Source organism: Shewanella sp. (genome assembly GCF_047975355.1).
Lineage (GTDB): Bacteria > Pseudomonadota > Gammaproteobacteria > Enterobacterales > Shewanellaceae > Shewanella.
Genome location: NZ_JBKEDJ010000008.1, coordinates 39,601 through 53,685, shown reverse-complemented (window position 1 = coordinate 53,685; position 14,085 = coordinate 39,601). Strand labels below are relative to the sequence as shown.

General features: G+C 46.7%; 12 protein-coding genes and 1 pseudogene. 11 read left to right on the top strand and 2 right to left on the bottom strand.

All coding sequences use genetic code 11. The features are described 5' to 3' along the window. The first annotated feature begins 117 nt into the window (after positions 1–117). A complete protein-coding gene (locus ACK5NH_RS04250; RefSeq protein WP_011621492.1) occupies positions 118–1,029 on the top strand; it encodes a LysR family transcriptional regulator in 912 nt (303 codons plus the stop codon). A gap of 225 nt (positions 1,030–1,254) precedes the next feature. Here the strand turns inward: ACK5NH_RS04250 and blaOXA are convergent, their stop codons facing one another. Further along, a complete protein-coding gene (blaOXA, locus tag ACK5NH_RS04245; RefSeq protein WP_342201708.1) occupies positions 1,255–2,052 on the bottom strand; it encodes an OXA-48 family class D beta-lactamase in 798 nt (265 codons plus the stop codon). A gap of 369 nt (positions 2,053–2,421) precedes the next feature. Here blaOXA and ACK5NH_RS04240 point away from each other — a divergent pair, with 369 nt between their 5' ends. The 7 genes from ACK5NH_RS04240 to ACK5NH_RS04210 all read left to right on the top strand — a co-directional run bounded on the left by ACK5NH_RS04240 (position 2,422) and on the right by ACK5NH_RS04210 (position 9,733). After that, positions 2,422–3,579 carry a hypothetical protein gene (locus ACK5NH_RS04240; protein WP_416917936.1) on the top strand — a complete coding sequence of 386 codons (1,158 nt, stop codon included), beginning with the start codon at positions 2,422–2,424 and terminating at the stop codon, positions 3,577–3,579. Positions 3,580–3,746: 167 nt separating this feature from the next. Beyond that, positions 3,747–4,346 carry a SprT family zinc-dependent metalloprotease gene (locus ACK5NH_RS04235; RefSeq protein ID WP_416917935.1) on the top strand — a complete coding sequence of 200 codons (600 nt, stop codon included), beginning with the start codon at positions 3,747–3,749 and terminating at the stop codon, positions 4,344–4,346. 127 nt (positions 4,347–4,473) lie between these two features. Then, complete coding sequence (gene endA, locus ACK5NH_RS04230; RefSeq protein WP_416917948.1) at positions 4,474–5,250, top strand: endonuclease EndA; 777 nt, start codon at positions 4,474–4,476, stop codon at positions 5,248–5,250. 8 nt (positions 5,251–5,258) lie between these two features. Further along, entirely contained in the window at positions 5,259–5,990 is a 732-nt protein-coding gene (rsmE, locus tag ACK5NH_RS04225; RefSeq protein WP_416917934.1) for a 16S rRNA (uracil(1498)-N(3))-methyltransferase, read from the top strand. 85 nt (positions 5,991–6,075) lie between these two features. Then, on the top strand, positions 6,076–7,023 hold the full coding sequence (gene gshB, locus ACK5NH_RS04220; RefSeq protein WP_416917933.1) for a glutathione synthase: 948 nt from the start codon (positions 6,076–6,078) through the stop codon (positions 7,021–7,023). A gap of 73 nt (positions 7,024–7,096) precedes the next feature. After that, complete coding sequence (locus tag ACK5NH_RS04215; protein ID WP_416917932.1) at positions 7,097–8,479, top strand: alkaline phosphatase; 1,383 nt, start codon at positions 7,097–7,099, stop codon at positions 8,477–8,479. A gap of 225 nt (positions 8,480–8,704) precedes the next feature. Continuing rightward, positions 8,705–9,733, top strand: coding sequence for a methyltransferase (locus ACK5NH_RS04210; protein WP_416917947.1), 1,029 nt, complete (start codon positions 8,705–8,707; stop codon positions 9,731–9,733). A 561-nt stretch (positions 9,734–10,294) separates the two neighbouring features. Here ACK5NH_RS04210 and ACK5NH_RS04205 read toward each other — a convergent pair. Continuing rightward, a pseudogene (locus ACK5NH_RS04205) lies at positions 10,295–11,311 on the bottom strand (IS110 family transposase). Positions 11,312–11,889: 578 nt separating this feature from the next. Between ACK5NH_RS04205 and ACK5NH_RS04200 the strand changes: the two are divergent. The 3 genes from ACK5NH_RS04200 to ACK5NH_RS04190 all read left to right on the top strand — a co-directional run bounded on the left by ACK5NH_RS04200 (position 11,890) and on the right by ACK5NH_RS04190 (position 13,586). Further along, positions 11,890–12,345 carry a hypothetical protein gene (locus ACK5NH_RS04200; RefSeq protein ID WP_416917931.1) on the top strand — a complete coding sequence of 152 codons (456 nt, stop codon included), beginning with the start codon at positions 11,890–11,892 and terminating at the stop codon, positions 12,343–12,345. A 128-nt stretch (positions 12,346–12,473) separates the two neighbouring features. Beyond that, positions 12,474–13,025: a GNAT family N-acetyltransferase gene (locus tag ACK5NH_RS04195; protein ID WP_416917930.1), complete on the top strand. Its 552-nt coding sequence runs from the start codon at positions 12,474–12,476 to the stop codon at positions 13,023–13,025. A 162-nt stretch (positions 13,026–13,187) separates the two neighbouring features. Continuing rightward, on the top strand, positions 13,188–13,586 hold the full coding sequence (locus tag ACK5NH_RS04190) for a hypothetical protein (protein ID WP_416917929.1): 399 nt from the start codon (positions 13,188–13,190) through the stop codon (positions 13,584–13,586). Positions 13,587–14,085 lie beyond the last annotated feature (499 nt).

Sequence of the window (14,085 nt, the reverse complement as noted above, 5' to 3'; positions counted from 1 at the left end):
GATCCTCTGCTTTAGCCTCTGAAAATTTTTAGCCAATAAATATAACTTTGTTATCCCGCCAAATGCCATTAAACTGCATAAGACGCTATGTTCCAAATATGAGACAGTGGGAAAAACATGCCAGATTTAAACGGTATGATGCTATTTGCAGCCGTTGTGAGAGCCAAGGGATTCTCCCAAGCTGCACGTGAAACCGGCCACCCAAAATCCACCATAAGTCGCAAAATCGCGCAGCTCGAAGAAGAACTTGGCGTGCGATTATTACAACGCGACACCCGTAACTTAAGCCTTACCCAAGTCGGGGCACTCTTTTATCAACACTGTGATTCCATTCGCAATGAGGTGGAAGCGGCCAAGGCGGTTATCGAGAGTACCCATGATGATGTGTCAGGCTCATTACGGATAGCTATTCCAGTCTCTTTTAGCCAAGAATTAATCGCTAACCTCTGTAGCGGATTCATGCGTTTATATCCCAATGTGGAATTAGATGTCCAGTTTACCGACAACGATATAGGTTTAGTGGGTGAAGGATATGACATAGCTATCAAATATGGGCCACTGCAATCCTCTGATCTTGTTGCAAGATTATTGTTCGAGCGCCAACCCATACTGGTTGCAAGCCCAGCCTATTTAAAAGCCCGCGGCACGCCTGCAACCCCCAAGGAATTAAGCGAACATAGTGGCATCCTACTCGGGACATCACGCTCAGCGCCCATTTGGCCCTTAGGTAAAGGCGCGCGTAAGACCATGGTGAATTTTCAACGTAAGGTTAGGGTTAATAGCCCAATTATGGTCAAACAGTTAGCCCTAGATGATTTCGGGATTGCCATGCTGTCCAACTCCGCCTGCAAGACAGAACTAGCAAATGGTCAACTGGTGCCCATACTGCAAGAATGGCCAATCGAGCCCTTTAAGGTCTACGGTGTGTATTCCAGCCGCCGCCAATTAGCCACTAATATCAGTGCCTTCTTGGACTTTTTCGTCAAACGCTTTAGTAGCCAAGAAAGCCTGCAATCCCTGATGGGCTAGGTTGTTATCGCTATTTACTCGTATAGCCATTTCCTTAGATAACAAAAAGCCTAGCAAGTTAAGGCTAGGCTTTTGGCGTCAATGTATTAAGTGCGAATACATGAGTTGTTAGTGGATTGGCGACTAATACTTTGAGTGATAGTGCATTGATAGTTAGTGAGCTTGTCTATAAATCTTTACAGATTATATCCTGGATTTTTAGCTAAAATGTCCAACTAACCACTTCTAAGGAATAATTTTTTCTTGTTTCAGCACTTCTTTAGTGATGGTTTGACGCAGTCCTAAACCATCCGAAGTTGGCATATCCATATTGGTCGCGAAGAACCACACATTATCATCGAGCTCAACCCACCCCACCCACCAACCGATTTTCGGCTCAATCCTGACCGAGTATCCGGTTTTAGCCCGAATAATATAGTCGGCATTCGCCTCGGTCAGCATGGCTTGTTTAACGATACGCTGACTACGCTCCGAGACATGCAACTTGTTGTGGTACAGCTTGCGTAAAAATTCGATTTGCTGGATGGCCGAAATCCGAATGCCACCATCGAGCCAAAAGCTGTCTAAATTGCCCGAAATATCCTCATTGCCATAATCGAAGGCATGCAGCATCTTATTCATACGTGCTTGGCCGATTTTGCGAGCAAATTCTTGATACACAGGCACAACCGAATATTTCATTGCGGTAATTAAGTCATGGTCGCGGTTCCAGGCGGCGATATCGCGCGTCTGTCCATCCCATTTAAAGACTTGGTGCTCATCCTTAACCACACCTAAATCGAGTGCAATCAAGCTATTGGGAATTTTAAAGGTCGATGCGGGTAAAAATGCTTGGTTCGCCCGTTTAAGATCGTTGGTATAACCCTGCTGTTTATTCTCGTTCCAGAGTACAACCACGCCTTGGGTTTTATGTTCCGTAAAGTGAGTATTCCAACTCTGAGTTTCTTGCCACTCCTTTGCTTCCGCAGGCATTCCGATAATCGATGCCACTAACAACACAGCCGATAAGGCTAATGCACGCATAACGTCCCCTTGCTCAAGGCAAAAATCCATAAAAATAAGGCATTAAGGTTACCACTGTCTCGGCCCGCTTTCCCTAGCAAACTGCTGACCAATTGTGGCAGAAAAAAGGCACGCGGCTAAAACGGGATAGTGCCAATGCTCGCGGTCAACGAAACGAACTCACAACCTAAAAACGCCACTTAGATAACATCTATATACAAAACAGGAATAAGATCCTCGAATCACTTTAGGTAAACTCTTATACTCAAAGCAATCATTGTGACTTTTTGGCATAAGTTGCATCCGCTCTAGGATGAAGCAAACCAGAACGCCTTAGGAACATCGCCCTTTTCCAGCAAAATAAGTGATTAAAATAAAAAGGAAACGCCAATGTTAAAGCCCAGTCTCGCTTTTATCCTCGCCGGCACAGTGGTGCAAACCGCAGCTGCCGTACAACTCCTCGGAGATGTGGAAGTTTCCCGCATTCCCACCGCTGAAAAAGCCATGGCTGAGGTGGTCAATCGCTATCAAGCCTTGGATGAAGGCTTGGCTAATCAATTATCTGCACAAAAGAATGAGCGCGATGCAACCCAACTGGCCGCTCGCCAAGGGCACAGACTGTGGCAACAGGCGGTGCGCGATGTGCAGTCAGGACACTTTGACGACAGATCCCTCTACTGGGCACGCCTCTCAATGTTAAATAGCATCAAGAGTAATAGTGCCAATTTCAAAATGGCCGATTGGCAACAACAGATTTTAGCCAGCGCCGTCGAAAAGGCATCCCGCGGTTTTAGCGATATCCAATACGATGACGATGTGCAGGTGAAAATCTTCCTGACGGGATTCGACCCCTTCTTCCTCGATAAAGATATCAGCCAGAGTAATCCTTCAGGTCTAGTTGCCCTCGCCCTCGATGGTTTTAGGTTTGATATTAACGGCAAAAAAGCCCAAATCGAAACTGCGATGATCCCGGTGCGCTTTGAGGATTTCGACCAAGGCATTATCGAGTCGCTACTCAGCCCGATATACCGCGATCCCAAAACCCAGTTTGTATTTACGGTTAGCATGGGGCGCAGTGATTTTGACCTTGAACGCTTCCCAGGACGTAACCGTAGCGCCGCCGCGCCTGATAACCAGAATCTGTACACAGGTGGGAGCACAACTGCGCCTGTCGCCCCCAAACTCAACGGTAAAGACTTTATCGGCCCTGAGTTTGTTGAGTTTTCGCTGCCCGTCGCGGCCATGCAGGTCAAAGACGACCAATGGAAAGTCAACGACAACCATACAGTGACGACCCTAGCGCGCGGCGAATTTAATGCCAGCTCCCTAAGCGAACTGCAAAATGAAACCTCGGTCGAAGGCTCTGGCGGTGGTTATCTCTCTAACGAGATTTCCTACCGCGCCATTGTGTTACAACAAAAGTTCAACAGCCCTGCCAAAGTCGGCCATATCCACACCCCGAGGGTGAAGGGCTACGACAACGCCACCGAGCAAGCCATCGTCGAGCAAGTACGTACTATGGTGATGCAGGCTGCGGCGAGCCTGTAACAGGCGCAAGACTGGCATAGTAAGCAAGCGTTCGATATGATGCGAACGCTTGCCTAGTCAGCCTTGAATGAGAGCTTTGTGCTGGTCAAATCCTAATAGATGCCTTGCGATAGCTAGAGATGTTGTTTAATTGATGCTTTGCAAAATAAGAGTTAGCCCCTAAGTCTATGTTTAACCCGAGATCCTTATTCAATAGCCTGCGTCGTAAAGCCGTCTCTACAGCTACTGTGTCCAATACGGCGAAAGCCTGCACACCCCAACGCCAGCCTAAGCCACTGACGCCGTTACAGCAGCAAATTCTTGCGCGCATCGAAGATTGTTATCAGCAGGCGGAAATCTACTTTAAGCGCCCATTTGCACGGCCGCTGACCCAATTTGCCCTGCGGGGACGGAGTGCGGGCACGGCCCATTTGCAACAGAATCGCCTGCGCTTTAATCCCGTATTACTCAGGGAAAATAGCGAAGCCTTTTTAGCCGAAGTCGTGCCCCACGAAATAAGCCATTTACTCTGCTTCCAACTCTTTGGCAAAACTAAGCCCCATGGCCGCGAGTGGCAATCCATCATGCTCAAGCTGTTTAAGGTGAGCCCCAATACCACCCACAGTTTCGATACTCAGTCGGTTAAAGGTAAAGACTTTGAGTACCGCTGCGCCTGCGGCCCAGTTCGGTTGAGTATCCGTCGCCACAATAAAGTGCTGCGCGGTGAAACTCGTTATCTGTGTAAACGCTGCCATACCCACCTCACCTTTACCGAAGCTGCCGAATAGCAAACATTGACGCAAAACCCTCGGTCAAAAGTACGAGCTATTTGCATAAGGCACAGTATTTCCCTTACCATTCAGGCATAAGAGACGAGCCACAGGCTCGCGTAGTACTGATTATTTTTTGGGATAAATATTGAACAACTCCAAGATAGCCTTAAGGTCTCGGCAAGCCTTGCTGTGCCTATTCAGTTGGCTGGTGGTTTCAGCCTCAGTCCATGCTTCTCCTTCACACCCAAATAGTTTTAGCCAAGCTAAGGTTTTGTCCCAATCTTTATATAAGGGCAGTCGCCAGGGCACACTGCCAGCGGTCAGTTTTTATTGTGGCTGTGATATCCAAATAAAGGGTAAATCTTGGAAACCGGATCTCAACAGCTGTGGCTATCAAGTGCGTAAACAAGAAACCCGCGCCAACCGCATCGAGTGGGAACATATAGTCCCGGCCTGGGAATTTGGTCATCAATTACAATGCTGGCAAAAGGGCGGCCGTAAAAACTGCGCCGATAACAGCAAAGAATTCAATAAAATGGAAGCGGACATGCACAATCTGGTGCCCGCAATTGGTGAAGTGAACGGCGATCGCAGCAACTTCCGTTTTAGCCAATGGAACGGTAAGGCCGACCAATATGGTCAATGCACTATGGTCATCGACTTTAAGAATCGCCAAGCCCAGCCGCCCGTTAATGCCCGTGGCAAGATTGCCCGTACTTACCTGTATATGCAGCAAACTTATGGCCTTAAAATCGCCTCGCAGCAATTAAAATTGTTCAAAGCATGGGATAAAAGCTATCCAGTTGATACTATTGAATGCAAACGCGATAACGCCATAGCGCAGATCCAAGGTAATCATAATCCCTTTGTGCAGAATGCCTGCAATGCGCCGCCACTGCGCCAACAATTAGCCGAATAAGGTCGACAATGAGAGTTCCAAGAATTTATCAACCTCAGCCATTAGCCGTAAATCAACAGCTGAATTTAGATGAGGATGGCGCAGCCCATATAGGCAAAGTGTTGCGCATGGGCAGTGGCGAACACATTAGCCTGTTTAATGGCGATGGTAATGATTACCTTGCCGAAATTGTCGATGCGGGTAAAAAGTCGGTCACGGTAAAAGTGCTGTCGTGTGAAGCTAATCCCTCGGAGTCGCCCCTCAATCTGCATTTAGGCCAAGTGATTTCCCGCGGCGATCGGATGGAGTTCACCATTCAAAAATCCGTCGAGCTAGGGGTGAATACCATTACGCCACTGTTTTCTGACCGCTGCGGCGTCAAGCTCAATGGTGAGCGTCTCGAAAAGAAAATCCAGCAATGGCAAAAGATTGTGATCAGCGCCTGTGAGCAATCCGGCCGTAGCCAAGTGCCGATCGTTCGCCCCGCGATGGAATTACAGGAATGGTGCAGCGAACCGACCAACGCGCTCAAACTCAACTTGCACCCAAGGGCGGCGCACGGTATCAATGGCTTAGATTTATCCCATACCCGTGTACGCCTGCTGATTGGCCCCGAAGGGGGATTATCGGCGGAAGAAATCGCCATGACGGAAACCTACCAGTTTACCGATGTGTTACTCGGCCCCCGAGTGCTGCGCACCGAAACCGCCTCACTCACGGCGATCACCGCGCTACAACTCAGATTCGGTGATTTAGGTTAAAGGTTAATCGCTAGCTGGCGAATCGGTTACTGGCTAATCTATAAATGCTTTTTGCCTGCGACGGCAACCAATAAGGAACAGATTAATGATAAAACTCGGCATAGTGATGGACCCCATCAGTGAGATCAACATTAAGAAAGACTCCAGTTTTGCCATGCTAATGGCGGCGCAGGAAAGGGGTTACCAACTGTTTTATATGGAAATGGCCGACCTCGCCATGGTCAACGGCGTGGCAATGGCCAATATGCGTCCGTTAACTGTTATCAATGATGCGAGTAAATGGTATGAGCTAGGCGAATCTCAAGACACGCCATTGAGCGAGCTGAACGTGGTGTTAATGCGTAAAGACCCGCCGTTCGATACCGAATTTATCTACGCCACTTACATGCTAGAGCGTGCCGAAGAGCAAGGTGTGCTGATTGTGAATAAACCGCAAAGCTTGCGCGACGCCAACGAGAAATTATTCACCGCATGGTTTAGCGAATTTACTCCAGAGACCATAGTGACCCGCGATGCCAATCGCATTCGCGCGTTCCACCAAGCCAAGGGCGACATTATCCTCAAGCCATTAGACGGCATGGGCGGTACCTCGATTTTCCGCGTGAAGCAGGACGACCCGAATCTTGGGGTGATCATCGAAACTTTGACCCAATACGGCAACCAATACGCCATGGCGCAGGCCTTTATTCCTGAAATCACTAAGGGCGACAAGCGCATTCTGGTGGTGGACGGTGAACCCGTGCCCTACGCCTTGGCCCGTATTCCGAAAAAAGGCGAAACCCGCGGTAACTTGGCCGCAGGCGGTAGCGGTGTTGCCCAGCCGTTATCTGACTCTGATTGGAAAATCGCCCGCGCCATTGGCCCAGAGCTGAAAAAACGCGGCCTGATTTTTGTGGGTCTGGATGTGATTGGCGACAAGCTGACCGAGATTAACGTCACAAGCCCAACCTGTATCCGTGAAATCCAAGCGGCATTCGATGTGGACATCACTGGCATGCTGTTCGATGCCATCGAAGCCCGTCTTGCCCAATAAGCTTGTACACCTACAAGATAATATTATTCATTGAAGGCGCCCAAAGAGCGCCTACGACTTCTAGGGATCTGATATGAGTTTCACCAAAGCGCCACTGTTATTGCTTGGTATGAGTGTATGGCTCTCCACCTCGGCACTTGCAGTTGAAGCAGGAGCGAATGAGACTGGCCCAGTTAAAGCCCCCTCACGCCCCAAAAATATTGTGATCATGATTGGCGACGGCATGGGGCCTTCCTACACCAGTGCCTATCGTTATTACAAGGACAATCCAGATACCGAAGAAGTCGAACAAACCGTGTTCGACCGTTTATTGGTTGGTATGGCAAGCACTTATCCCGCTAACGTCAGTGGTTATGTGACCGACTCAGCCGCAGCCGCGACCGCCCTCGCGACTGGAGTTAAATCCTATAACGGCGCTATCTCGGTCGATACGCAAAAACAGCCATTGCCCACCATACTCGAAAAGGCCAAAACCTTAGGCTTGAGTACGGGTGTGGCGGTCACGTCGCAAATCAACCATGCAACGCCAGCGGCCTTTTTATCTCACAACGAGAGCCGTAAAAATTACGATGCACTAGCATTAAGTTACCTTGAAACCAACGCCGACGTATTTTTAGGTGGCGGGCAAAAGTACTTTCCTCCAGAGCTGTTAGCCCAGTTCACCGCCAAGGGTTATCAACACATTACCCGCTTTGACGATCTGGCCAGCATTACCCAGCCTAAGGTCTTAGGTTTGTTTGCCGAAGTGCAACTGCCTTGGGCTATTGATGAAAAAGATGCTAAAAAACTTAGCACCTTGACTCAAAAAGCCCTCAGTTTACTGTCGCAAAATGAGCAAGGCTTTGTGCTGCTGGTCGAAGGTAGCCTTATCGACTGGGCGGGACACAACAATGATATCGCCGCCGCCATGGGTGAAATGGATGAATTTGCCAATACGATTGAAGTCGTCGAGCAATTCGTACGCCAAAATCCCGATACCTTAATGGTGATCACCGCCGACCATAACACAGGCGGGTTATCGATTGGTGCCGATGGCAACTACAACTGGAATCCAGAGATCCTGCGTAATATCTCGGCAAGCTCAGATACCTTAGCCCAAGCAGCCCTTGGTGGTGATACTTGGCAAGCCGACCTATCCCGCGGGCTAGGCTTTGAATTGACCGAAGAAGAAGTGACTAAGTTAAATGTTGCCAGAATGCAGGGCTTAGAAACCATGGCCGTTGCGATTCGCCATGTGATTGATAAGCGTACCGATACGGGTTGGACAACCGGCGGCCACACGGGTACCGACGTGCAAGTCTTTGCCGCAGGCCCAGCCTCTGAGCTATTTAATGGTCATCAAGACAACACAGATATCGCCAATAAGATTTTTAGCCTGTTACCTAAGCCTAAAAAGCCAAAAGCTCCCGCTCCTACACAGGTATCAACTCCAGCACCAGTGCAGCCTCAGGGCTAATTTGCTGCGATTGGCTAGGGATAAGAGTTAGCCCACGCGAATATCGCACTGGCTAACAGAGAAAAGGCAACCGTGTTTACACAGTTGCCTTTTTTATTGGCTTTCATTCCGCACCGTTCGAGTGAGCGCTGTTTTGCTGCATCCCTTAAGTCGGTGGCATGCAGGCTGGCTCGTAGCCGAATAAGGGGTATAATGCCCGCACTTATTTTTTACGGTAGCCATGCAGTGTTAACGAATCCATCGCAAATCATTATCCGCAATCAGGAAACCCTGAGCCAACATAGAGTCTTAGTGCTAAACCATGAGGCAGACTCATTGCCCAAGGCACTGCTCGATGTCGCCCAGTCCGTCGATGCCCTCGCCTTGGATTACCACCATTACCTGCATTTAGCGCCACAGGCCAATGCCAAACTGCGCTGTTATTTTGGCCATCAACTGCCCCACCAGGATAAGTACGACACTGTGATTGTGTACTTTCCTAAGGCGAAGCCGTTAGCGCCCTACTTGTTTAATCTAGCCGCTCAGCACTTAGTGGCCGATGGTCAACTCTTAGTCGTGGGAGAGAACAAAGGCGGGGTTAAATCCTTAGTAAAACTGCTGCCGAAATACTTTGCCACCGGCGTCAAACTCGATAACGCGCGCCATTGCCTACTCTTTGGCAGCCGCCTAATCGATACCGCGCCCGAGATTAAACTCAGCGATTGGGCCAGCCAGTATCAACTTGCCACTCCGCAGGGTAATATCACCATCTGCAACTTAGTCGGTGTGTTCAGTGAAAAGCATTTAGACCAAGGCACAGAGCTATTGCTATCGCATCTGCCAACGCTTTCTGGCCGAGTACTGGATTTTGGCTGCGGCGCAGGCGTCATTGCCGCTGCACTGTTAAAGGCACAACCGACGCTGTCGCTAGAATGTATTGATATCAATGCCATGGCGCTGGCCTCCTGTGAACTCACGCTGGCGGCAAACGGCATGACGGCCAAGGTCTATCCCTCCGATGGACTGGCGCAAACCAGTGGAAAATTCGATGGTATTATTTCCAATCCACCGTTCCACGATGGCCTTGCCAGCACCACCAGCATTGCCCAAGGTTTTGTTGCCGATAGCGCCAAGCAATTGCAATCAAAAGGGATTTGGCAAATCGTCGCTAACCGCCACCTCCCCTATTCAGACACCATAGCCGCCGAGTTTGGCCAATTAACCGTGCCAGCTGAGAATAACAAGTACAAACTCTATTCCTTCCAACAGGCCTAATCTTTCGCCCCGCTCGCTCGATTGTGAGTGGGGCAAACATATTTAACTCGATGATGTACCAAGGAATAAAGACTCGTTCAGATTAACGAGAATATAAACGTTCCAATCGGATACAGCCATATTGAAATCAAAATGTTGGAACAATGGCAATCTTAATTACAAACTCAGATGTGAATTTTGCTAAAGAGCTTATGCCCCAAAGCAAGACAAATTTGTCGCCAGTTGTACTGCACTTATTGTCATTATTTCCCCAGTGACACGCCATTAACTCGTCCCTGAGGGCTCTACTAAAACATATATGGACCCATCCGGTTTGCAAGACATTCGATATCAATTTTGAGAAGAGTTCATTGCACCCATATATTCGGCCTGTTATTGAGGGATTCCTCTGGCCCTGATGGATATTTGCTTCTACTGTCCTTATCATCCCTGCGGCTTCATCAGAGCCTGTGTTTTCGTAAGGTTTTTAGTAGATCAGTCTGACTTTCTCATCATCAAATCAAGTGTCTTAGCAACTTGCTGGTTAGTTAATGGCTAACATAATAAGTACATTTGATGTTGTTACATCGCGAGCCGAAACTCTTCTTCACGTGCCGCGATAACCCATGACATTCTGGCGAGTTTATTCGCGACGGCCACACACGCACGATTGAAACCTCGGCGCTCCGCTAGCTGGATAGCCCAACAACTCAACTTATCTGACTTACTCCCACTGTGTCGAAACACCGCTCTGGCGCCGTGGATGAATAGCGTACGTAAATAGGCGTTTCCCCGCTTACTTATCCCGAGGAGGTTATCTTTCCCGCCACTGCTGTGCTGCTTAGGTACTAAGCCACACCAAGCTGAAAAATGTCGGCCATTGCTAAAGTCTTTACCGTCACCCACTGCAGCATAAATCGCCGTAGCGGTGACAGGCCCAACACCAGGAATAGTTTGTAATCGCTGACAAATCACATTGTTTTGAGTTTCGTTTAGTACTTGGGTGTCACAACTCTTAAGCCGTTTTTCAATGTCGATAACCTCATCATATAACTGATAAAAGATGGCTTTACCCTTGATGGTCAGCATATTGGTTTCATCGACCAAAATATCTGGTAACTGGGCTTTAAAAGCCGATTTACTTTTTGCTATCACGATGCCGTATTCTGCTAACATGCCTCGCACTTGGTTGATTAAGGCTGTTGATTGCTTAGTTAATCGTTCGCGCATACGGTGGAGCAGTTGCACATCTTGCTGCTCGACGCTTTTGGGTTTTACAAACCGCATGTTGGGCCGCTGCGCAGCCTACGCAATGGCTAGCGCATCGTTGTAGTCATTTTTATTACCTTGCCTAAAAGGAACCACATACTGCGGGGCAATTAACTTAACTACGTGCCCAAATTGCTCAAATTCTCTGGCCCAATAACTCGCGCCGCCACACGCCTCCATAACGATAAGGCAAGGCTCAATTTTCGCGAAAAAGGGCAGCAAGTCTTTGCGTCTAAGCATTTTCTTTTTGATTAACTTGCCTGCTTTATCGACACCAACAGCATGAAAAACAGACTTTGCGATATCTAAACCGATTGTAGTAATCTTCATAGGTGGACCCGTCCTCTTTCTGATGAGTTTTAGCGACTACATCGTGGCCCATTGCGAGGCCGATTAAAAGTGGATGGGTCCATTCCATTATCCATGTTTTAGAAGGTCACTGGTGTAACAATGACAATCTTAGCTACCCCTTACATTGTTCGTTTAGCTAAAAAGCTATTGCCCCAAAGCTTGCTAGCATTTATTTAGTGAATCGAAAACTTACGAATGAATTGCCCTAAAAAATCTCATCTATTTACCTAATATTTGGCCCTACCGTAAAGCGACTAACAATGTATGGGTATGCAGTCGTATTTAAATTTAGATGCTTTTGAGTGTTTTTACACTCATTAGTTTGCGCGTTTATCCAGCCTAAAATTAACAAAACTCTTTAAAATCATTTGTATATACTTTTCCAAAAATAGTTAATAGGTTTGAAAAACGCGCATGCGCGTTTTTCCATGTGGTGTATTTGATAGAAAGCTGATAAGTTCTTTATATACAGACAGTTAACTGTGCTCGCTTTCACTAATCTAACGAGGTAAACGCGCATGCGCACGAATAAAACGTTATGTTTCAAGGAGGATGCTGTGAAGTCTAAAGTTTTAACATGGGTTGGAGTTGGTCTATTTGTTATCTTAGTTTTTGTCGTGGGACTATTTAGTGGTGCTGTATTGACGTTTCAAATGAATGGAGCTTCGTATACTAAAGAACATGTAGATAATGGTCGTTTTTTTCTATATGCCTTAAAAAGGCTTGAAGAGAAGAAAGACGTCGATGGCGCTATAAGTACATTGCGGAATAGCTTATTTGCAAAAGTTGCAACTGTTGGCATTCAACTAGAATTACCGACTAATAGTCGTGATAAAGAATTAATTGAGTCTTTCTACTTTGAAGTGATTGATTATCTCAATGAGCATGGTGGCTTGTATGACACCTACCAAGTCATTGAAGATGGAAAAACAGTAGATAAACAATCTGCTTATTCAATGCTTTTACAGGAGTTTGCTAAGAAACATAACAAGAAAATAAACAAGGACACGTAACAATTGGCTGCGCTCCACTTCGTTTCACATTTTAGCCAACCATTACTTAGCCTGTTATTTAGGCGTTAGGCAGATTGATTAACTAACCAAGTGCTAAAGCTATTAGGAAATGGTGTGAGGGAGTTAAGTTGATAGCATCAAGAGACAAAGATAAAGTCGAAATTCTGAAAGCCGGTGTGAGTAGCCTCAACGATTTTAAGCTGGCATTGCAGGATTCTTTTCGAGTGGCTGCAGAGGCAGACTTCGGGCATCCACTTGACGAACCAATTCCATCTAATGAAGACATCGAACAGTCTTTTAACGCACCTGGTGCCGTAACATACTGGATTTTGGCGGATGGCCAACGTGTTGGTGGTGCTGTCGTAGTCATTGACGACAATACATGTCGAAACTCCCTATTATTCTTTTTTATCTCAACTATTCAGCAAAGTCGAGGCTTAGGTTTGAGGGCTTGGACCTCTATCGAAAAGGAATATCCCCAGACCAAGGTCTGGGAAACTGTCACGCCATACTTTGAAAAGAGAAACATACACTTCTATGTGAACAAATGTGGTTTCAAGATTGTTGAGTTTTATAATGAGCACAATCCTGACCCTCATGAACATAATAAGCATGGTCAAGAGGGCAATGATAACAATGAGATGTTTAGGTTAGAGAAAACTATGGAGTTGCACTTGTAGAGAGCAGACAAAAATATGTCTAACAAGTCGCGCTGAAACATCGTGCCTTCTGCACTGGACAGTTTTTAAGTCGCGGTTTTGTGGTATTGCTGCGCAAAAATTTTCCACAAAACTGCAACTTAAAAACTGCCGCTTAGCTCGGCGTTAACCTCTAAGGCGAGTATGAAGCACATTATTAGTGAAAATATCGACATTGAAGCATTCAAAAAGAAATTCACAGAAATCAGAGAAAAGTTTTTGGACTCATTAAGAGCGGCTAGCGAAGGTTATGAAAACGTAAGATACCTTGCTTGTGATGAAAATGGGGCACCAATTAACTGGGTGTGGGACGATGAAACGTTCACCCATAACAAGGAAGAAGGCTCTCTTGAAGATGCAATTCAATTTGCCAATAACATGATAAATAGCGGCATGTGTTTTTCCTACATGGGGTGTTTATCAGGCACCGGTGAGCTTGAAGTTTGGCTGACGACCTTTGAATCCCCCATAGAAAAGGCAACATGGCCAAGCAATAAAGCCCCAAAATTTGAACTGACTCATGGGGGCGTAATCTGTGAGTAGAAAAGGGTAATCAAATGTTAAACCATCGAATTTTTAATCCTAATCCCACGAATTGAAGCAAAGCACCTAGCTTACTTTTGCCCAAAGTTAGATTACTCGAAGCTTTTAACGCGCCGCACTCGTTTGGATAGACTAGTTATCCCCTTAAGAACTCCTCAATAAAGTCGTGTCCCGCAACCGAACACTAGCCGCTCTCTATACAAGATTTTCATGGTTTTGTGAACGGTATCAAATGCAGCAAGCACTGAATTACCGAGCGCTTTACCTTTTTACACTCTTCCCTAGCATAGTGAGTACAGTTGTAAAGTTTGATTTTTTGTTAAATCCAAAAATCAGCTAATTTTATCCCCGTGCTAAATCCGCCGCAAAAAACCAAAGATAACACTAAGTTATCTGTAATATCTCAAATAAAAATCTATTTAAAAATCAACAAATAGGCTGCACACCACAAAACACCAACATTTACGTTTTTTCGTACCAAAAAGGCTTCTTTGAGCAA

Excerpts from the sequence above, each read along its gene's own strand:
- ACK5NH_RS04250 (WP_011621492.1), top strand. The coding sequence starts at position 118 with ATGCCAGATTTAAACGGTATGATGCTATTTGCAGCCGTTGTGAGAGCC.
- blaOXA (WP_342201708.1), bottom strand. The coding sequence starts at position 2,052 with ATGCGTGCATTAGCCTTATCGGCTGTGTTGTTAGTGGCATCGATTATC.
- ACK5NH_RS04240 (WP_416917936.1), top strand. The coding sequence starts at position 2,422 with ATGTTAAAGCCCAGTCTCGCTTTTATCCTCGCCGGCACAGTGGTGCAA.
- ACK5NH_RS04235 (WP_416917935.1), top strand. The coding sequence starts at position 3,747 with ATGTTTAACCCGAGATCCTTATTCAATAGCCTGCGTCGTAAAGCCGTC.
- rsmE (WP_416917934.1), top strand. The coding sequence starts at position 5,259 with ATGAGAGTTCCAAGAATTTATCAACCTCAGCCATTAGCCGTAAATCAA.
- gshB (WP_416917933.1), top strand. The coding sequence starts at position 6,076 with ATGATAAAACTCGGCATAGTGATGGACCCCATCAGTGAGATCAACATT.
- ACK5NH_RS04215 (WP_416917932.1), top strand. The coding sequence starts at position 7,097 with ATGAGTTTCACCAAAGCGCCACTGTTATTGCTTGGTATGAGTGTATGG.
- ACK5NH_RS04190 (WP_416917929.1), top strand. The coding sequence starts at position 13,188 with ATGAAGCACATTATTAGTGAAAATATCGACATTGAAGCATTCAAAAAG.